The sequence below is a fragment of the Amycolatopsis sp. 505 genome (assembly GCF_031625235.1).
Classification (GTDB): Bacteria; Actinomycetota; Actinomycetes; order Mycobacteriales; family Pseudonocardiaceae; genus Amycolatopsis.
The window spans coordinates 405,150-424,676 of record NZ_JACKQP010000002.1 but is presented as its reverse complement, the minus strand read 5'-3'; the positions used below and the strand labels follow the sequence as shown (position 1 = coordinate 424,676).

At 69.9% G+C, this 19,527-nt stretch carries 12 protein-coding genes and 1 tRNA gene; 6 read left to right on the top strand and 7 right to left on the bottom strand.

The window, feature by feature from the left end:
* Window positions 1-73 precede the first annotated feature (73 nt).
* Window positions 74-667, top strand: coding sequence for a C39 family peptidase (locus H5965_RS08955; protein WP_310968943.1), 594 nt, complete (start codon window positions 74-76; stop codon window positions 665-667).
* On the opposite strand, the gene H5965_RS08950 is transcribed toward H5965_RS08955, so the two are convergent.
* From H5965_RS08950 to H5965_RS08925, 6 genes are all read right to left on the bottom strand, one after another.
* Window positions 664-1,938, bottom strand: coding sequence for a serine aminopeptidase domain-containing protein (locus H5965_RS08950; protein WP_310969665.1), 1,275 nt, complete (start codon window positions 1,936-1,938; stop codon window positions 664-666). The two genes, H5965_RS08955 and H5965_RS08950, sit on opposite strands and share 4 nt — an antisense overlap.
* 48 nt (window positions 1,939-1,986) lie before the next feature.
* On the bottom strand, window positions 1,987-2,553 hold the full coding sequence (locus H5965_RS08945; RefSeq protein ID WP_310968941.1) for a winged helix-turn-helix domain-containing protein: 567 nt from the start codon (window positions 2,551-2,553) through the stop codon (window positions 1,987-1,989).
* Between the two features lie 113 nt (window positions 2,554-2,666).
* The gene (locus H5965_RS08940; RefSeq protein WP_310968940.1) at window positions 2,667-3,194 is read right to left on the bottom strand and encodes a hypothetical protein; all 528 of its coding nucleotides are present in this window, start codon (window positions 3,192-3,194) and stop codon (window positions 2,667-2,669) included.
* An 87-nt stretch (window positions 3,195-3,281) separates the two neighbouring features.
* Window positions 3,282-5,813, bottom strand: a complete 2,532-nt coding sequence (otsB, locus tag H5965_RS08935) for a trehalose-phosphatase (protein ID WP_310968939.1) — start codon at window positions 5,811-5,813, stop codon at window positions 3,282-3,284.
* A 36-nt stretch (window positions 5,814-5,849) separates the two neighbouring features.
* The gene (locus H5965_RS08930) at window positions 5,850-7,292 is read right to left on the bottom strand and encodes a trehalose-6-phosphate synthase (protein ID WP_310968938.1); all 1,443 of its coding nucleotides are present in this window, start codon (window positions 7,290-7,292) and stop codon (window positions 5,850-5,852) included.
* Between the two features lie 81 nt (window positions 7,293-7,373).
* Window positions 7,374-8,873 carry a threonine/serine exporter family protein gene (locus H5965_RS08925; protein WP_310968936.1) on the bottom strand — a complete coding sequence of 500 codons (1,500 nt, stop codon included), beginning with the start codon at window positions 8,871-8,873 and terminating at the stop codon, window positions 7,374-7,376.
* Window positions 8,874-9,053: 180 nt separating this feature from the next.
* On the opposite strand from H5965_RS08925, the gene H5965_RS08920 reads away from it, so the two are divergent.
* Window positions 9,054-9,126, top strand: a tRNA-Thr gene (locus H5965_RS08920).
* A 184-nt stretch (window positions 9,127-9,310) separates the two neighbouring features.
* Window positions 9,311-10,414, top strand: a complete 1,104-nt coding sequence (locus H5965_RS08915) for a hypothetical protein (RefSeq protein WP_310968934.1) — start codon at window positions 9,311-9,313, stop codon at window positions 10,412-10,414.
* 61 nt (window positions 10,415-10,475) lie between these two features.
* Here the strand turns inward: H5965_RS08915 and H5965_RS08910 are convergent, their stop codons facing one another.
* A complete protein-coding gene (locus tag H5965_RS08910) occupies window positions 10,476-11,618 on the bottom strand; it encodes a Fic family protein (protein WP_310968933.1) in 1,143 nt (380 codons plus the stop codon).
* 228 nt (window positions 11,619-11,846) lie between these two features.
* On the opposite strand from H5965_RS08910, the gene H5965_RS08905 reads away from it, so the two are divergent.
* The 3 genes from H5965_RS08905 to H5965_RS08895 are packed head-to-tail and all read left to right on the top strand — an operon-like array spanning window position 11,847 to window position 19,293.
* Window positions 11,847-12,425 (top strand): hypothetical protein, encoded by a 579-nt coding sequence (locus tag H5965_RS08905; RefSeq protein WP_310968931.1) that lies wholly within the window; start codon window positions 11,847-11,849, stop codon window positions 12,423-12,425.
* Window positions 12,426-12,430: 5 nt separating this feature from the next.
* On the top strand, window positions 12,431-14,440 hold the full coding sequence (locus H5965_RS08900) for a flotillin family protein (RefSeq protein ID WP_310968929.1): 2,010 nt from the start codon (window positions 12,431-12,433) through the stop codon (window positions 14,438-14,440).
* Window positions 14,437-19,293 (top strand): DNA repair ATPase, encoded by a 4,857-nt coding sequence (locus tag H5965_RS08895; RefSeq protein ID WP_310968926.1) that lies wholly within the window; start codon window positions 14,437-14,439, stop codon window positions 19,291-19,293. The genes H5965_RS08900 and H5965_RS08895 overlap by 4 nt, the downstream gene beginning before the upstream one ends.
* Window positions 19,294-19,527: the final 234 nt, after the last annotated feature.

Below are 19,527 nucleotides of genomic sequence, written 5' to 3'. Positions count from 1 at the left end.
ACGTCGGATTCTGCCGAGATCATCCACGGGTGAGGCGCTGGCCAACCGGCGTCACAACTGGGGAAGGACCGTCATGCGCAGATTCCGCCTGGGCTTCGTCACGCTCGTGGCCGCGATGGGGCTCGTGGCCCTGCCCGCCGCGGCCGAGGCCACCACCGAAGCCGTCCTCAACATCCAGTACCAGGTCCAGGAAACCGGCTACTGGTGCGGGCCGGCCGCCACGCGGATCGCCCTGTCCGCGCGGACGTCGAACCTGCCGAGCCAAGGCACCCTCGCCGCGCAGCTCGGCACCACCACCAACGGCACCGACTGGATCGGGCAGGTCACCGGCGTCCTGAACCGGGACCTCGGCACCTCCTGGTACGAGACCAAGGAGATGCCGAACGACCCGCCCACCCAGGCCCAGCGGGACCTGCTCTGGCGCGACATCGTGCTGGACATCGACAACGGCTACCCGATCGTCGCCAACATCGTCGCGCCCGCGAACAACCACCCGCCGGGCTACCCGAACTACACGATCTACCACTACTTCACGGTCATCGGGTACGACAGCTCCGACATGACCGTCAAGATCGCCGACCCGGCGAACTTCGGCGGGAACCAGATCTACTGGCTGACCTTCAACCAGCTGGCGACGCTGATCCCGCCGAAGGGCTACTCCGCCTAGACGCCCAGCAGGCCCCAGTAGATCGCCCAGGGGACGAACACCACGCCGCCGGCCAGCAGGAGGCCGAGCCGGAGACCGCGGTTCCGCCACCACGCCACCGCCGTGCCGATGGTGGCGGCCACCGCGCCCAGCGACAGCAGCTGCAGCGCCAGCCACGGCAGCGGACGGCCGGCGACGACCGGGCCCAGCCCCTTGCCCATCGACAGCTGGATCAGCACGTCGACGACCAGGAACCCGAGCACGGCGAGCAGCCCGGTCGCCGACAGCCAGCGGGCCGGCCGCGCGGCGGGCCCGCGCCGGACCAGCGGGTACCAGGCGAACGCCACCAGCAGGAACGCCAGCACGGCGAGCTGCAGCCACGTCGATTCGTACCAGGCGAGCGGGGTCACCGCGTTGCTCGGCCGATCCTGCGCCGGCGGTTCGTCGGCCGTCGACGCGCTCGGCGGGTTCTTCACCCAGCTGCCCACGAGTTCGAAGTAGCCCGGCGCGTACCCCGGCAGCTTGTCGAAGCCGTCGGTGGTCCGGCGCAGCTGGTGCTGCGCGTCCGGGAACACCCGCAACGTGTGGTGGGCCACCGATTCCCGGAAGATCCGGACCGCTTCCCCCGGCGGCGTCAGGATGTCCTTCGCACCCCACACGCCGAGGATCGGCTGGCGCAGGCTCTTCAGCACCGGCACCGGGTCGTGGTGCGCCTCCGGGAACACTCCGCCGGCGGAGAGCTGGCGCAGCATCGTCGACGACGCCATCCGCACGAGCGAGCCGTCCATTCCCAGCCGCCGCAACTGGTTCTCGACCGCCCACGACTGTTGCCGCGACGGCTCGACCCCGTTCGCCCCGAGCGTCACGACGAAGGCGACGTCCGAAGAACGCGAAGCCGCCAGTGGCGCCACCCAGCCGCCTTCGCTCAGCCCCCAGACGCCGACCCGCGCCGGATCGACGTCGGATCGCTTGCGCAGTACCGAAACGGCGGCGAGCGCGTCGTCCGCGAGGGTCGAGTACGACCGTTCGAACTGCGAGTAGCCTTCGGTGCGCTTGTCGTAGATGAGCGTGGCGATGCCTTGCCGCGCAAAGGATTCGGCCTGATCGCGGTAGTCGTCCCGGCTGTGCTCCCCCGAGCCGTGGACCATCACCAGGCCCGGCAGCTTCGTGCCGCCGGGTGGTGCGACGACCGTGCCGTGCAACGTCACCCCGCCGTTGGTGAAGGTGACGTCGTCGTTGGTCACGTCCGCGGCCGACGCCGGTGGCGCGAGCGCTGTGACCGCCAGGATCACCCCGGCCAGTAGAACTGCTTTTCGCATGGAAAACCCCCTGGTGTCATGTCATTCCCCTGGATCCGGGAACGCGAGCCAGCGCACGAGCACGCGCCGCGCTTCCGGTGACCGGTCGTCCTCGCTTCGCCAGTACCGGCGGAACAGCTCCATGTAGTCGTCCCAGAACTGCTTGAGCTCGTCCGTGGTGAGCCAGGTGCCGCCGCGCGCGTAGAGCAGTGCGTCCGGCCAATCGCCGGGCAGCTCCTCGCGCGTTTCCGCGAACCGGTTGAGCTTTTCGAGGTCGTCCTCGAACCCCTGCCGCTGCATGTCGTCGAACAGCATCCGGGATTCGGTGCTCTGTTCACTGCGGCGCGGCCACCGGATGTCCCGCGGCCGCGTCCGCCACCACCGTTCCTTGCCCCGCGCGAGCTCCGGGACGTCTTCGACGAACCCGAACCGGGCCAGCTCCCGCAGGTGGTAGCTGGTCGCGCCGGTGTTTTCGCCCAGAGCCTTGGCGAGCCTCGTGGCCGTTGCCGGCCCGGCCGACAGGACGCCGAGAATCCGGCGGCGCAGCGGGTGCGTGACGGCCTTGAGGGCATCCGGGTCGAGCTGTTCCGGTGGTGGAGCGCTGGTCATGGCTCCACTGTAGCCGTGCACAGGAAAGTGTGCAAAGAAATCTTTGTAACTGCGAGCAGGCGGGTGCCCGGGTCGTGGCTCGTCGTTGAGTGTCTACAGAGGACGAACGCTGCTCACCAGATCGGGTGGTCGCTGTACTTCCTGAGCGTCTGCACGGACGGCCGCACGTACAACGTCCCCGCCAGGAAGCCCATGGTGGCGAAGGCGAGCGTCGAGAACGTCGTCAGCAGATCGGGTGCCTGCAGCTCCGCCGTGTCGCGCCACACCCGGAACACGATCGGGACCGCGAACGAGCCGAAGATCAGCACCAGTGTCAGCACGTACGTGAGCCGCAGGGCGCTGCGGGTAGCCGTGGCGCTGGCCACCACCAGGTAGTCGCCGCGGAGGCAGCGGCGGCACGTGAGCACCAGGACCGCGATCGCCAGGACGCCCAGCGGGGGCAGCACCGCCGCGGCCTTGCCGAGCAGCGTGTCCGGGAACGCGTGGCCGTGGACGATGCCCTGGAGGAACGTCGTGAGGCCGAACAGGAGCACCATCCCGGCGATCATCGAGCAGCCGACGACCACCGAGCCCCAGCGCACCCGCTCGGCGAACCGCGGGGGCAACGGCACGAACTCGACCTGGCCGAAGGTCCCCTGCACCCGTCTCACCTCCGAAAGCCGTGAAGGCCACAGTAAGGGACTAACTGTCCCTTGACGTGGCCTTCACGGACTTTCGGACCGAAAGGGCTAACTGGCCGCCAGCAAGTTGGCGCAGCGGATGAGCCCGATGTGCGAATAGGCCTGCGGATGATTGCCGAGGGACCGTTCCGCGATCGGGTCGTACTGCTCCGGCAGCAGGCCGGTCGGGCCCGCCGCCGCGACGATCTGGTCGAACAGCTCCTGGGCCTCGGTGCGCCGCCCGGTGAGCAGGTACGCCTCGATCAGCCACGCCGCGCAGATGTGGAAGCCGCCCTCGCCGCCGGGGAGGCCGTCGTCGCGGCGGTAGCGGTACACAGTGGACCCACTGCGCAGCTCCGCCTCGATCGCGGTCACCGTCTGCTGGAAGCGCTCGTCGGCGGGGTCGATCAGGCCGGTGAGGCCGACGAACAGCGACGCCGCGTCGAGGTCCGTGCCGTCGTAGGCCGTGGTGAACGCCTGGACCTCGTCGTTCCAGCCGTGGGTGAGGACGTCCGCCTTGATCTCCTCGCGCAGGCCGGGCCAGTTGCCCGGGATCTCCCGGCCGTACTGCTCGCCCAGCGCGATCGCGCGGTCGATGGTCACCCAGCACATGACTCGGGAGTAGACCCGGTGGCGCGGCACGTGCCGCTCCTCCCAGATCCCGTGGTCGGGCTCGTTCCAGCGCCGCGTCACGGCTTCCGCCATGGCGCGGACCATCTGCCAGTCCTCGTCACGCAGCTCGTGGCGCGCCTCGGCGAGCGTCCGGACGAGCTCGACGACCGGGCCGAAGACGTCCAGCTGGACCTGGTGGTTCGCCAGGTTGCCGACGCGAACCGGGCGCGAACCGGCATAACCGGGCAGCGATTCGATGACCGCTTCGGCGCCGATGACGCTGCCGGCGAGGGTGTACAGCGGGTGCAGGCGCTCGGGGCCGGCCAGCGTGGCGAGCACGCCGTGCAGCCAGCGCAGGTAGCCCTCGGCCTCCTCGATCGAGCCCAGGTGCACGAGCTCCCGCACGGTCATCGCGGCGTCGCGGATCCAGCAGTAGCGGTAGTCCCAGTTGCGGACGCCGCCGATCTCCTCCGGCAGCGACGACGTCGCCGCCGCCAGCACGCCGCCGGTGTCGGTGTTGACCAGGCCGCGCAGCGTCAGCGCCGAGCGCAGCACCAGGTCGGTCTGCACCCTCGGCAGCTGCAGCTTCGACGTCCACTCGCTCCAGTAGCGGCCCGCGCGGTCCCGGCGTTCCACTTCGGACAGTTCGTGCGGGCCGAGGTCCGTGGTGCCGCAGCGCAGCTCCAGCACGACCGGCTGGGTCGGCGTCGGCTGCACCAGCGCGGACGCGGTGTCGTGCAGGCCGTCGGAGGTGATGGTCCACTCGACGCCCGGCGAGTACAGCACGAACGGCTCGGACGTGCCGAGCACCCGGACACCGCCTTCGGTGACCTCGAGCTTCACCGGCACGCCGCCGAACTCGGGCCGCGGCGCGAACTTGACGCTCGCCGCCGCCTCGCCCGAGATCACCCGGACCAGGTCCGTCCGGTGCGGCGCGCTTTCGGGCTCGAGGTAGTCGGTGACGAGCAGGCGCGACCAGCGCGTTTCGACCGTCATCGTGTTCGGCAGGTAGCGCTGGCCGAGCGGGAGGCCGTTGCGGTGCGGCTTGATGGAGAAGTGGCCGGCCCCCTCGCCGCCGAGCAGGTCGGCGAACACCGCGGGCGCGTCCGGGCCGGGGTGGCACAGCCAGGTCAGCTTCGCGTCCGGCGTCAGCAGCGCGACCGAGCGCTCGTTGGCCAGCATCGACAGCCGCTCGATCGGCGGGGCCGACTCGCCGTACAGCCAGTTCCGGCGTTCCTCGAGCAGGAAGCCGAGCACCAGCGCGACGTCCACGGTGTCAGGCACGCGGAACCCGGCGAGCGTCTCGCCGTCGCCGACCTTGATGCCCAGGTCGGGGCCGGACAGCCGGGCGAAGGCCTTCTCGTCGGTGACGTCGTCGCCGAGGAAGATCGCCGCCGTGGCGCCGACCTGGTGGCGCAGGATGTCCAGTGCGTGGCCTTTGTCCGTTTGGACGACCGCCAGCTCGACCACTTCCTTGCCGTCGGTGGTCGAGACGCCTTCCCAGGTGGACGGTCCGGAGTGGACGGCCGCGAGCACGCGGCGGCCGGCCTCGTGCTCGGCCCGGCGGACGTGCACCGCGATGCTGGCCGGCTTGACCTCCAGCGACACACCTGGGACGTCCAGCACGAGCTGCTCGAGCTCGGACTCCAGCCGCCGGTGCAGCCCCCGCGCCTTCTCGTCGAGGGCGTGGATGAAGCCGATGTCGAACTCGGAGCCGTGGCTGCCGACGAGGTTAACCTCGGAGGGCAGCCGCGAGAGCGTGGCCAGGTCGCGCAGCGCACGGCCGGAGATGACCGCCGTGGTGGTCTCGTGCAGACCGGCGAGCGATCTGAGGGCCCCGACGGACTCGGGCAGCGGGCGTGCCTCGTCGGGGTTGAGGGTGATGGGTGCCAGCGTGCCGTCGTAGTCGCAAGCGACCAGCAGGCGCGGCGTGCGAGCGATCTGGACGATCGCGCGCCGCAGCTCGGCGGGCAGGGCCTCGGCAGTCAACACTCCTCCTCAGGAGCTCGTGCGGTGTCGTTCGGGTTAGTCGACCCCCTCGGCACCCAACGCCTGCAAGAACGAGCGCGCCCAACGATCGACATCGTGCGTGAGGACCTGGCGACGCATGGCGCGCATCCGGCGACGGCCCTCTGCCGGGTCGAGGGTAATGGCAGCCACTAGTGCGTCCTTCACCCCGTCCAGGTCGTGAGGGTTCACGAGGAATGCGCTAGAGAGCTCCGCCGCCGCACCCGCGAACTCGGAAAGTACCAGCGCTCCGCCCAGATCGTGGCGCGCGGCGACGTACTCCTTGCACACCAGGTTCATGCCGTCGCGCAGCGGGGTCACCACCATGACATCGGCAGCGGAGAAGAACCCGGCCAGCTCGGTGCGGTCCACGGACTGGTGCAGGTAGTGCACGACCGGGTGGCCCACTCGGGCGAACTCGCCGTTGATCCGGCCGACCATCTGCTCGATCTCGCCGCGCATCCGCTGGTAGTGCTCGACGCGCTCGCGGCTCGGCGTGGCGAGCTGGACGAACGTGACGTCGTCCGGCTGCAGCCGGCCCTCGTGCAGGAGCTCGTGCAGCGCCTGCAGCCGCAGGTCGATGCCCTTGGTGTAGTCGAGCCGGTCGACGCCGAGCAGGACCGTCTTGGGGTTGCCGAGGTCGCGCCGCAGCTGGGCGGCCCGCTCCTGGACGCCCTTGGTGCGGGCGAGGCTGTCGAGGCCCGCGGCGTCGATGGAGATGGGGAAGGCGCCGACCCGTACCGTCCGGTCGCCGACCTGCATCGTGCCCGGCCGCGACCGGACGCCGACCGCGCCGCGCGTCGACTCGAGGCCGATCAGCTGGCGGCACAGCCACAGGAAGTTCTGCGCGCCGCCGGGGCGGTGGAAGCCGACCAGGTCGGCGCCGGTGAGGCCGCGGATGATCGCCGCGCGCCACGGCATCTGCATGAACAGCTCGACCGGCGGGAACGGGATGTGCAGGAAGAAGCCGATGCGCAGGTCCGGTCTCAATTCGCGCAGCATCGCCGGCACCAGCTGGAGCTGGTAGTCCTGGATCCACACGGTCGCGCCCGGGGCGGCGACCTCGGCGCTGGCCTGGGCGAACCGGCGGTTCACCTTGACGTAGCTGTTCCACCACGCGCGGTCGAACACCGGGCGTTCGACGACGTCGTGGTAGAGCGGCCAGAGCGTCGCGTTGGAGAAACCTTCGTAATAGTCGCGGACTTCGTCGGCGCTCAACGAAACCGGGTGCAGCACCAGGCCGTCGTCGTCGAACTCGTCGACGTCGACGTCGGGGACGCCGGGCCAGCCCACCCAGGCGCCCTTCCTCGACCGCAGGAACGGCTCCAGCGCCGACACCAGCCCGCCCGGGCTGGCCGTCCACCGGCGCTCACCCTCGGCGGTGCGTTCGAGGTCCACCGGTAGCCGGTTCGCCACCACGACGAAATCGGCCTGGTTCGCGTTCTCCTTCTGGTCACTCACGTCGCCTGCTCCTCGCGTCTGGGTCGCGGCCCCAGAGTGAAACCCTATCGCGTGAGCGATGAACATTCGGTGACCGCGGTGTTACTCCAAGCTCCGTTCCGTCGGCTCGAGCGGACCAGCCATGCGTGGTCCGGCGAACCGGCGCTCCAGCCTGCCCAGGCCGGTGCGTACCGGCTGGGCGAGCCATTCCCCGAGTACCACGCCCGCTGCCAGCGCAAGCCCGATTGCGACGGCCGTCATGAGCGTCGAGATGTTGCCGCTCGGCTCCACCCCGATTTGGTATAGACCACGGTAGGTCGAGAGGCCGGGAAGCAGGGGAGTGATCCCGGACACGGCGACCACCAGTGGAGTAACGCCGAGCCGCCGCGCGAGCACGCCGCCGCAGAACCCGACCAGCGTCGCGGCCACCGCGGACGAGCTCACGCCGTCCAGCTTGGCCAGCATCAGAGCGCCGTAGACGGCGGCACCGATGCCCCCGGCGGCCGCCGCGACCAGCATGGCGCGCATCTTCGAGTAGCTCGCGAGCGCGAAGCAGGCGGCGGCGCCGGCCCCGCCGAGCACGACCAGCGGCAGCTGCTGCGGCGTCGACCCGGTCACCTCGGGCAGCGGGGTGCGCGGCAGGCCGAGCATGACGGCGATCCGCAGGGCGAGCACGACCCCGGCGATCAGGCCGGCTGACATCAGCGCGGTCTCCATGGTGCGGCCGGCGGCGGTGACGTTGTAGCCGGTGATGGCGTCCTGCACGGCCGAGACGGTGGACAGCCCGGACAGCAGCACGGTGACCGCGGCCGCGACGACCAGCGTCGGTTTGTCCGTGGTCAGGACGTTGCTGCTGACGATGACCATGGCCGAGAGGGTCGCGACCAGGCCGCCGACCACCTGCTGGAAGAAGAACGGCAGCCCGTAGCGGTTCACCACCCGGCCCACCCGGTCGATCACGCCGCTGATGACGAACGCGACGAGCGCGATGTCGATCCCGCCGCCGAGCAGGATGGTGACGAACGCGGCGACCCCGCCCCAGGACAGCGTCGCGACCCAGCGCGGGTACGGGTGCGGCGCCGAGGTGATCCGCTCCAGCTCGGTCTGCGCCTGCTCGGCGCCCATGTGCCCGCGGACGATCTTGCGGACGAGCTTCTCGGTCTCGGTCAGCCGGGTGTAGTCGAGGCTGCGGCTGCGCACGACGCGCAGCGCGGTGATGGGCGTCAGGTCGGTGCCGCGGTGGCAGGTCACGGTGATCGACGTGAAGATGACGTCGACCTCGCAGTGCGGCAGCCCGAGCGCGCCGGCGATGGCGATGATGGTCGCGGTGACGTCCGAGGCGCCGGCCCCGCTGGCCATCTGGACCTCGCCGATGCGCAGGCTCAGGTCGAGCACGAAGTTGACGGTGGCCTCGTCGGGCAGCTGCGGCCCCATCGCCTCTTCGGCGTCGACGGCGGGGAACTCCCCGGTGGGAGCTTCGAGGACGTGCCACGGCCGCCGCTTGAGGAGGGTGGGGCGGTGGACCCGGGGGCGCTGAGCGGGGGGTTCGAGCAGCGGCCATCTGGTCGCCCGGCCCCCGTTGGTGCGCTCGTTGATCTTCATGATCCATCCACCTCCTCGCTCGTTCCTCGAAGACCATCGACGGCCACCCGCCGACCGTTGCACGGATCATGGAGTGGCGTCCACCACGTCCCTCCATAGTGGCTTGGACCTGCGGATCCCGCTCCGCGAATCGATCACCGGAGGGGGCTCGGTACACTGGCTGCGGCGTCTCGGCGCCAGGCCGGTATAGCTCAGCTGGTAGAGCATCTGTCTTGTAAACAGAAGGTCAGGGGTTCGAGCCCCCTTGCCGGCTCCTTCCCTCCAGAAGGAGAACGTTTCGCCTCGCCGCGGGCCCGAAATCGAGGGGGATTCGTGGTGCGGTCCCGCATGAGCGCGGTCGGCGGGCTCGGCGATGGGGATACGTCCTGCTCCTGCTGGCCGGCAAACACCTCAGTTCCGCTGAAAATGCGGTTTTCCTCGGGTTCTGGGGATTGCTCATGGGTGTGGGCAGCGCCTTGTCGCCGGTGGAGCAGGAGCTGTCACGGCAGACGGCCCAGGCTGCGGCGCAAGGACGCAAGCCGGACCTGAGCGCCGCCCGGACCTTCGCGGTGACCGAGTCCGTCGCGATCGCAGTGGCCGCGGTGCTGGCGGTGCCGGCGGTGAACGCGCAGCTGTTCGACCAGCACCGAGAGCTGGCGCTGGTCGCCGCGTGCGGAGTTGTCGCGTTTCCCGCCTTGTACGCGCTGCGGGGTCTGTTCATCGGCGCTGGGCAGAACGGGCGCTACTCGGCGATCTTGCTGGCCGAGGCCGCCGCGAGGCTGGTGCTGTTCGTCGGGTTCGTCGTCGCCGGGGTCAGCGGGCTGACCTGGCTGGCGGTCGCGGTGGCGGTCGGCTCGTGCGCGTGGCTGCCGTTTGCTTTCCGGGCGCGTGGTTTGGTCGAGCCGGGTCCGTCGAGTGAGGCGTGGGGCGCGCTGTGGCGGCGCATGCTGGGCCTGATCGTCAGTGCGGCGCTGACCGCGAGCGTGCTGACCGGTTACCCGGCGGTGGTCAAACTGGTGGCGCCGCGCGGGAGCGAGGACGCGCTCGGCGGGTTGTTCCTGGCGGTGTCGCTGCTGAGGTCACCGCTGCTGCTGGTGCTCGCCCCGATCCAGACGCTGGCCGTGCCGACGGTGGTGCGGCTGCTGCACCAGCCGGACGGGACGCGCCGGCTGCGGAGGTTCGCGGCCTTGGGGGCGGGCGGCACGCTCGTTGTCGGCGTGGTCGTGGGGGCAGTGGCGTATGTGGCGGGGCCGTGGGTGTTCCACCTGCTCTACCAGGACAAGTTCGCGGTGTCGGCGCGGACGATGGCCGGTTTGGGCTGGTCCGGGATCGCGCTGGCGGCCACGATGCCGACGGTGGCGGTGCTGGTCGCGCGGAAGCAGACGGGCCGGGTGGTCACCGTGTGGGCGGTGGTGGCCGGGTTGAGTTTGCTGGTGCTGCTGGTTTCGCCTGGCGGGATCTTGTTCCGCGCTGTGCTGGGTGCGACCGTCGCGCCGACGGCCGGGTTGGCGGTCGCACTTGTGCTGGTCGCCGCCGAGCGCGATACGAAGCCGCTCCGCTGAGGGTGGCCGTCACCTTGACGGGCGTTTCAGCGGTCGTGGCGGGCGGTCCGCCCAGGACCGGTCAGTCCGCGAACGGGTCGGTCGTGTCCTTCGGACCGCGCGCCGCTCGCACGCGCTCCCTGATCTCGACCAAAGGTGGCTTGGCGACGTAATGCCGCCCTCGCTTCTCGCCTTCGGCCTCGAGAAGGCCGGCGGCCACGAGGGCGCGCAAATCCCGGCTCGCGGTGGCTTCCGTGATTTCATCGGGACTGTCTTCGAAGTAGGAACGGTAAGTGGCATTGCGCACGCGAAGGCCGATCATCGCGTCGAACAAGGCCATGGCGCTCCGCTCGGGAAGGCCGCGGCCCTGGACGAGCGTCTCCAGCTCCGCCCACATGCGTTCACTTTCCTTGACCCGCTGGAGCATCGTGCGTGCCTGGCGCAGGTGCGCGGTCAGCGTGAACCGGATCCACGGGCGGGCGTCCCGCCGGGGTTGCCAAGACCCACCGCCCACCTCGGCGAGCACGTCGTAGTAGGCCTGCGTGTTCTGGCCCAGGTACTCCTCGATGCTCATGAACACCGGGCTCAGCACCCCACTCCGGGCCAGGACGAGGCTTTGCAGGCAGCGGGCCATACGCCCGTTTCCGTCGCGGAACGGGTGCACCATGACGAGGTTCAGGTGGGCCATGGCGGCCCGGACGATGTCCGGGCATTCGGGGCCGGCGTTCAGGCCCGTGGCCAGTTCCCGCATCAGGGCCGGTACCAGGCTCAAGTCCGCGCCTTCGTGGACGATCTCGCCCGTCGCGTCGTTCCGGACGTAGATGTTCCCGGCCCGCCATCGGCCCGGGCGGTTCTTCAGCGCGTAGTTCGTCATCATGTAGTGAAGGCTTTTCAGCAACTGGTCGCTGTAATCGAAGTCTTCGTCTTCGGCCAGCTGCAGCACGTAGGTCATGGCTTCGCGGTAGCCGGTCAGTGCCAAGCGGGTTTCTTCGTCGACTTCGAGGGGCTCCTCGCCGGCGGCGACGTCGACCGCGTCGTCAAGCCCGGCTTCGTAGCCTTCGATGCTGTTCGAACCCTGGATGGCCCGCGCAAGGGAGACCCGGCGCAGGGAACCCGCCCAGCGCCGAGGCTCGGTCAAGTGGAAGCGCAGGGCCGTCTTGAGCTCCTCGACCTGCCGCAGGACCTCTCGCTCGCGTTCGTCGAGCTCCGGCGTCTCGAACAACATGTTTGTAACTCGGATAGCCACGATCAGTGTGATGGTCAGCTAACCGCCTCCATGTCGGATACTATACCAACATTCTGACGGTAGCGTATCCAGGGTGGGCGACTTAACCGACGAGACGAACGACACCGTGGCGAGATGAGCTCGTGTCCGAAATGTTCGTCCCCACCCCCTCCTGCCGGTTATAGTCGCTGGCCAGGGCCCCGCGGCTGCCGGGCCTTCCATGGGGGGATGGAAACGATGAGCGGGTTCGTCACCGCGGCGCTGGCTTTTCCCGCCGTGCTCTTCAGCTTCCTGCTGGTCGTCGTGATCGGCTACTGGGGGCTGGCCCTGCTCGGCGTCTTCGACGTCGAAGACGGGGAGATCGGGTTCTTCGGCGGGGTTCCCCTGTCCATCTCGCTGTCTCTCCTGGTCACCTTCAGCTGGTTCCTCAGCCTCGTCGGCACGGTCCTCATCGAAGGTGCGCCCCTGCGGATCCTGCTCGGCTTCGGCGTCCTGGCCGGAGCGCTCGTGGGCGGGGCGCTCGGGACGCGGCTGGTCATCGTGCCGCTGCGCCGGCTCTTCGCCGGGGTCGAGCCGACGCGGCAGGACTTCGTCGGCCGGGTTGCCGTCGTGCGGACGTCGAGTGTCACCGAGGACTTCGGGCAGGCCGAAGCCGCCGCTGCCGACGGCTCTTCGGCGATCGTCCAAATCCGACTGGCCGGCCAAGGCAACCTCGGCGTCGGCAGCCGCGTTGTCATCTACGACTACGACGCCGAAGGAGAGTTCTTCTGGGTCAGCCCCATGGAACTCGAGGCAGAAAAGGACTGAACTGAATGGATGCCATCGGCCTGGGGGCCGGCGTGTTGATCGCCGTCGTGGTCCTGATCGTCCTCGTGCTGCTGTTCGTCGTGAGCCGGCTGTTCCGCAAGGTGCCGCAGGGCAAAGCGCTGATCATCTCCAAGGTGCGCAAGGTCGACGTCACCTTCACCGGCGCGGTCGTGCTGCCCGTGCTGCACAAGTCCGAGGTCATGGACATCTCAGTGAAGACGATCGACATCGAGCGCACCGGCCAGGAAGGCCTGATCTGCCGCGACAACATCCGCGCCGACATCCGGATCTCGTTCTTCGTCCGCGTCAACAAGACCGTCGAGGACGTCGTGAAGGTCGCGCAGGCGATCGGCACCGAACGCGCCAGCGATCAGGGCACCCTGCAGGAACTGTTCAACGCCAAGTTCTCCGAAGCCCTCAAAACCGTCGGCAAGCAGCTGGACTTCGTCGACCTCTACACCAAGCGCAACGAATTCCGCGACCAGATCATCCGCGTCATCGGCACCGACCTCAACGGCTACAGCCTGGAAGACGCGGCCATCGACTACCTCGAGCAGACCCCGATGGCGTCGCTCGACGCGGCGAACATCCTCGACGCGCAGGGCATCCGGAAGATCACCGAACTGACGGCGATCGAGCACGTGCGCACCAACGAATTCCGCCGTCACGAAGAAAAAGAGATCACGCGCCAGAACGTCGACGCGCGGGAAGCGATCCTCGAGCTGGAACGGCGTCAGGCGGACGCGGAAATCAAGCAGCGCCGCGAAATCGAAACCATGCGGGCGCGCGAAGAAGCCGAAATCACGAAGGTGCAGGCCGAGGAACGGCTCAAGTCGCAGGCCGCGCAATTGCGCACCGACGAGCAGCTCGGCATCCAGCAGCAGAACCAGCAGCGCGAAATCGAGGTCGCCGGCAAGAACCGCGAACGCGTCATCGCCATCGAGTCCGAGCGCATCGAAAAGGACCGCCTGCTCGAGGTGATCGGCCGCGAGCGCGAGACCGAGCTGTCCCGGATCGCCAAGGACAAGGAGCTCGAAACCGAAAAGCGGTCGATCGCCGAGGTGATCCGGGAGCGGATCGCGGTCGAGAAGACCGTCGCCGAGCAGGAAGAGAACATCAAGAAGCTGCGCGTGGTCGAGGAGGCCCAGCGCACCCGTGAGGCCGTCGTCATCCGCGCTGAAGCCGAAGCCCAGGAGAACCTGGTCAAGGGCATCAAGGCCGCCGAGGCCGCGGAGCAGGCCGCCAAGTACAAGGCCCGCGAGGAGCTGACCCTCGCCGAGGCGCGCCAGCAGGCCGCCGAGCTGGAGACGCGGGCCAAGATCCGGCTCGCCGAGGGCATCCAGGCCGAGGAGGCCGCCGCCGGCCTGGCCGCCGCGCAGGTGCGCGAGCGCGACGCCGTCGCGCTGGAGAAGGTCGGCCGCGCCGAGGCGATCGTCGAGCGCGAGAAGGCCGTCGTGGTCGCCGAAGCGCTGCGCGACAAGCTGAAGGGCGAGGCCGAGGGCCTCACCGAGAAGGCCGCCGCGATGGCCGCGCTCGACAGCGCGAGCCGGGAGCACGAGGAGTACCGGCTGCGCCTGGACGCCGAGAAGGAGATTCGCCTGGCCGCGCTTGACGTGCAGCGGGACGTCGCCGAAGCGCAAGCCGTCGTGCTCAGCGCCGGCCTGGAGAAGGCCGACATCGACATCGTCGGCGGCGAGACCGCGTTCTTCGACCGGATCGTCGGCTCGATCGGCCTCGGCAAGAGCGTGGACGGCTTCGTGCAGCACTCCGACGTCGTCGGCGCCCTCGCCCGGCCGTACGTCGACGGGTCGGCCAGCTTCACCGACGACCTCGCCAAGCTGATCGGCGCGGTCAGCACCGAGGACGTCAAGAACCTGACGCTCTCGGCCTTCCTGGCGAAGCAGCTGCAGGCCGGCGGGCCGGACAGCGACAAGCTCCGTGAGCTGATGACCACGGCGCAGCGGCTCGGCCTCGCCGAGACGTCGGTCGCCACCGTCGTCGCCGCGAAGCAGTGACGGCGGCCGAGACGGAGCTGGACGCGGGCACCTATGAAGTGCTCCGCGTCCGGCTGGCCGCCCAGGCCGCCGAACTGGCGAAACGCGCGGACGAGCTCAACGCGCGGCGGCTGGAGGTCTTCGGCAGCGCGCAGCTCGCGCTGGTCGGCACCGAACGCATCCGCACCGCCAACAACTGCGTGCCCCGGGACATCGTCGCCGTCGACGGGCGGATGTTGTTCGGCTACAACGTCTTCATCGGCCTGAAGCCCGAGACGGCGATCGACGACGTCTTCTCGCTGCAGCGCTTCAGCCGCGACGAAGACGCGTTCCGCTTCGACGACGTCAGCGCCGAGGAACTGCCCGAACTGCTGCGTGACGAGCAGTTCGGGCGGGACTTCGGCGAGCTGTACCGGTACTACCGGCAGGCCAAGCTGCTGCAGCTGCGCCGGCTGGACGGCAAGCTGCTCGCGGTGTTCCAGATCGGCCCGCGCACCGAGGACATCCGGGTGCTGCGGTGGGCGATCGCGGCCGACGGCTCGGTGTCCTACCTGGACAGCCGCGGCGAGCGGGACCACGTCTTCCCGCCGTCGCACGACTTCGAGTGGATCGAGACGACCCGCGAGGACCACGTCCTCGGCCGGCACCCGCACATCTCGATCGAGGACGAGGTGTTCGTCGAAACCGTCGGCGGCAACCTGACGGTCAAGGTCGAGAACAACACCGAGACCGGCGCCGGGGTGTACGCCGAGCCGGTGGACGAGCCGCTGCAGAGCCTCGCCGACGCCGAGGTCTCCTACGCCCGGATCGGCCCGCTGATCCTGCTGCGCATGCTGCCGTACAAGGAAACCGAGTACCGCTACCTGGTGTTCAACACGCGCACCCAGGACGTCGTGCGGCTCGACGGCATCGGGCAGGCCTGCCAGCGGCTCCCCGAGGACCACGGCATCATCTTCCCCGGTGGCTACTACCTCGACACCGGCGTCAGCAAGACGTTCGACACCACTGTGGACGGTCTCGAGTTCGAGCGCGTGATCCGCTCGCCCAACGGCGAAGACGTGTTGTACGTCTTCCACGCGCGGGCCGAGGGACGCTCGCTCCTGCTGCCGTACAACGTGATCCGCAAGGAGGTCGCGAACCCGATCCCGTGCCACGGGTACTCGCTGTTCGACGACGGCACGATGATCCTGTTCCGCGCGCTGTCCGACGAACCGAGCCGGGTGCACCCGATGCAGGTGTGGCGGACGCCGTTCCAGTCGGACACCTACGCCGCGTCGCAGCCGGCCGGCACCGGGCCGCTGGAGCGGGTCGGGAACGCCGACCTCGTCCGCGGGATCTCCGACTGCCTGTCGATCACCAGGATGATCGGGGAGATGGCGCCATCGGCGGCGGTGTTCGAGGCGCTGATCGCCGCCTGCGCCCGGGTCTTCGACCACTACCACTGGCTGGGCGAGACCGAGCTGGGCGACCTGCGCTCGCCGCTGTCCGACGTCCGGGTCACCGCCGAGCAGGTGCTGGACGAGTTCGAGACGGTCACCTCGCTCACCGCGCAGGCGGCCGAGGCCGTCGACGCCGCGGCGGCCGACACGGCGTCGCTCGTGCGGCGCGTGCGGGGCGAGGCGCTGAACGCGGCGGACGCCTGGGTGCGCCGCCTCGCCGAGATGCACCGGGCGCGCGGGCGGCTGGTCACCGTGCGGGAGCTGCGGTACGCCGACACCGCGCGCGTGGACACGCTGATCGCGGACCTGGACACCGAGTTCGCCGAGGCCGCGCAGCGGGCCGTGCGGTTCCTGCAGGGCGAGGAGGCGTTCACCGGCTACCACGCCGAAGTGGACGGCCTCATCGCCGCGGCGGGCGCGATCAAGACCGTCGCCGAGGCCGGCCCGGTCGCCGAGCGGCTCGACGAGCAGTCCGCCGGTCTGGAGGTCCTCACCGACGTCGTGGGCGGGCTGGACATCGCCGACGCCGTCGTCCGGACGAAGATCCTGGAGCGCGTCGGCGAGGTGATCGGCGCGGTCAACCGCGCCCGGGCCACGCTCGACGCGCGCCGCAAGGAGCTCCTGGAGACCGAGGGCCGGGCGGAGTTCGCGGCCGAGTTCGCGCTGCTCGCGCAGGCCATCACCGGCGGGCTCGCGGTGGCGGACACCCCGGAGCGCTGCGACGAGCAGCTGGGCCGGCTGCTGCTGCAGCTGGAGAACCTCGAATCGCGGTTCGGGGAGTTCGACGACTTCCTGACCTCGCTCGGGGAGAAGCGCACCGACGTCTACGAGGCGTTCTCCTCGCGCAAGCAGGCGCTGCTCGACGAGCGGGCACGGCGGGCGGACAGGCTGGTCGAGTCGGCCGGGCGCATCCTCGGCAGCGTGACGCGCCGGGTCGGTTCGCTCGGCTCGGCCGAGGAGATCAACACCTACTTCGCGGCCGATCCGATGGTTTCGAAGCTGCGCAGCGTCGTCGAGGACCTGCGGGCGCTCGGCGACCAGGTGCGGGCCGAGGAGCTGGAAGGCCGGGTGAAGGCCGCTCGCCAGGAGGCCGGCCGGGCCCTGCGCGACCGCCTCGACCTCTACGGCGAGGGCGGCGAGACGATCCGCCTCGGCCGCAACACCTTCGCCGTCAACACCCAGGACGTCGACCTGACGCTGGTGCCGCACGACGGCTCGATGAAGTTCGCGATCACCGGCACCGACTACCGGGCGCCGGTGCGCGACGCCGCGTTCGAGGCGACCCGGCCGTACTGGGAGCAGCTGCTGGTCTCGGAGTCGCCGGAGGTCTACCGAGCCGAGTACCTCGCGACCTCGATCCTCGCCGAACGGCCGGCCGCCGAGCTGGTCGAAGCCGACCTCCTGGAAGTCGTGCGGAGCGTGGCCGGGGAGCGGTACGACGAGGGGTACGCGCGCGGCGTGCACGACCACGACGCCGCCGCGATCCTGGGCGCCCTGCTGCGCCTGCGGTCGGCCGCCGGGCTGCTGCGCTACCCGCCCGCCGCCCGGGCGGCGGCCCAGCTGTTCTGGGCGTTCGGCGCCGACGAGCGCGCCAAGGCGTCCTGGACGACCCGGGCCGCGTCGCTCGCGCGGGTGCGGGAGGCGTTCGGCGCCACTCCGGCGATCGACGAGCTGTCGCGGGAGCTCGCCGACGCGATCACGGCGTTCGCCGGCGGGCTCGGGCTGGAGACCGAGTTCGCCGGGGAGTACTTGTTCGAGGAGCTCGCCGTCGGCCCGTCCGGGTTCGTCACCAGCGGTGGCGCGCGGGCGGTGCTGGACAAGTTCCGGCTCGACCGGCGGAGCTTCGCCGAAGACCTGGGTTCGCTCGACGACCTGGCGGACCGGTACCAGCTCGCCGACGCCTGGCTGCGGTCCTTCGCGGACTCGGCCGGGCTGCCGGCCGACGAGCTGCCCGAAGCCGTCGCGATCGAGCTGTGCGACCTGCCGCGGTACGACTCGTCGGCGACGCTGACGGCCACTGTGGACGGTCTGCTCGGCGCGCACCCGCGGATCACCGGGCGGTCGGTGACCGTGCGGCTCGACGAGACGCTCGCCAGGACGCACCGCTTCCGCCGTGACCGCGTGCCGGGCTTCCGCGCGTACCAGCGGCTGCGCAACGAGCTGGTCGCGGCCGAACGCGACCGGCTCCGGCTGGAGGAGTACCGGCCGAAGGTGATGAGCGCCTTCGTCCGGAACCGGCTGCTCGACGAGGTCTACCTGCCGCTGATCGGGGACAACCTGGCCAAGCAGCTCGGCGCGGCCGGCGACGCCAAGCGCACCGACCAGTCCGGGCTGCTGCTGCTCATCTCGCCGCCGGGGTACGGCAAGACGACGCTCATGGAGTACGTCGCCAGCCGCCTCGGACTGGTGTTCGTCAAGGTCAACGGGCCGGCGCTCGGCCACGACGTCACGTCGGTCGACCCTGCGGACGCGCCGAACGCGACCGCGCGGCAGGAGGTCGAAAAGATCTCGTTCGCGCTGGAGCAGGGCAACAACGTGCTGCTGTACCTCGACGACATCCAGCACACGTCGCCGGAACTGCTGCAGAAGTTCATCTCGCTGTGCGACGCGCAGCGGCGGATGGAAGGCGTGTGGGAGGGCCGCACGCGGACCTACGACCTGCGTGGCAAGCGGTTCGCGGTGTGCATGGCCGGCAACCCGTACACCGAGCAGGGCAAGCGGTTCCGGATCCCCGACATGCTCGCCAACCGCGCGGACGTCTGGAACCTCGGCGACGTGCTGTCCGGCAAGGAAGAGCTCTTCGCGCTCAGCTACGTCGAAAACGCGCTGACGTCGAACACCGTGCTGGCGCCGCTCGTGTCGCGTGAACGGTCCGATGTGGACATCCTGGTCCGGATGGCCCGCGGCGACGGGTCCGCGCGGGCGGACCAGCTTTCGCACGCGTATTCGGCCACGGAGCTGGAGCAGGTCCTCGCGGTGCTGCGGAAGCTGCTGCGGGTGCAGCGGACCGTGCTGGCGAACAACCAGGCCTACATCGCTTCGGCGGCGCAGGCGGACGCTTCGCGCACCGAACCGCCGTTCCAGCTGCAGGGCTCGTACCGCAACATGAACAAGCTCGCCGAGCGGATCGTGCCGGTGATGGACGACACCGAGCTCGAAGCCCTGATCGACGACCACTACGCCGGCGAGGCGCAGACGCTGACCTCGGGTGCCGAGGCCAACCTGCTCAAGCTGGCCGAGCTGCGGGGACGGCTGTCCCCTTCGCAGGCTCAGCGGTGGGCCGACGTCAAGGCGGCATACCTGCGGGAACAGGCGTTGGGCGGCGACGGCGAAGACCCGATGAGCCGCGCGGTCGGCGCGGTGGGCCTGCTGGCCGACCGGGTCGAGGCGGCCATCGGGCGAGCGGCTCAGCAGCTGGCGCGGGAAGAGGCTTAATTGCTTTGACGCGGCTCGGCACGTCCGGCGATGATGGGTGCCACACGAACCGAGGAGGGCACATGACGACCATGGAATGGCAGCACATGGCGCACTTCTCGGGGCTCCCTGTCATGACGTAGCCGCGTCGTGCTCCAGGGAGCCGCCCGCCGGGAAACCGGGCCGGGCGGCTTTCTTCTTATATCGGCGAGCTTGGGAAGCGGCGCGGCCTCCAAAACCGCGGCCAGAGGGTTC

Excerpts from the sequence above, each read along its gene's own strand:
- H5965_RS08955 (WP_310968943.1), top strand. The coding sequence starts at position 74 with ATGCGCAGATTCCGCCTGGGCTTCGTCACGCTCGTGGCCGCGATGGGG.
- H5965_RS08945 (WP_310968941.1), bottom strand. The coding sequence starts at position 2,553 with ATGACCAGCGCTCCACCACCGGAACAGCTCGACCCGGATGCCCTCAAG.
- H5965_RS08925 (WP_310968936.1), bottom strand. The coding sequence starts at position 8,873 with ATGAAGATCAACGAGCGCACCAACGGGGGCCGGGCGACCAGATGGCCG.
- H5965_RS08915 (WP_310968934.1), top strand. The coding sequence starts at position 9,311 with ATGGGTGTGGGCAGCGCCTTGTCGCCGGTGGAGCAGGAGCTGTCACGG.
- H5965_RS08910 (WP_310968933.1), bottom strand. The coding sequence starts at position 11,618 with ATGTTGTTCGAGACGCCGGAGCTCGACGAACGCGAGCGAGAGGTCCTG.
- H5965_RS08905 (WP_310968931.1), top strand. The coding sequence starts at position 11,847 with ATGGAAACGATGAGCGGGTTCGTCACCGCGGCGCTGGCTTTTCCCGCC.
- H5965_RS08900 (WP_310968929.1), top strand. The coding sequence starts at position 12,431 with ATGGATGCCATCGGCCTGGGGGCCGGCGTGTTGATCGCCGTCGTGGTC.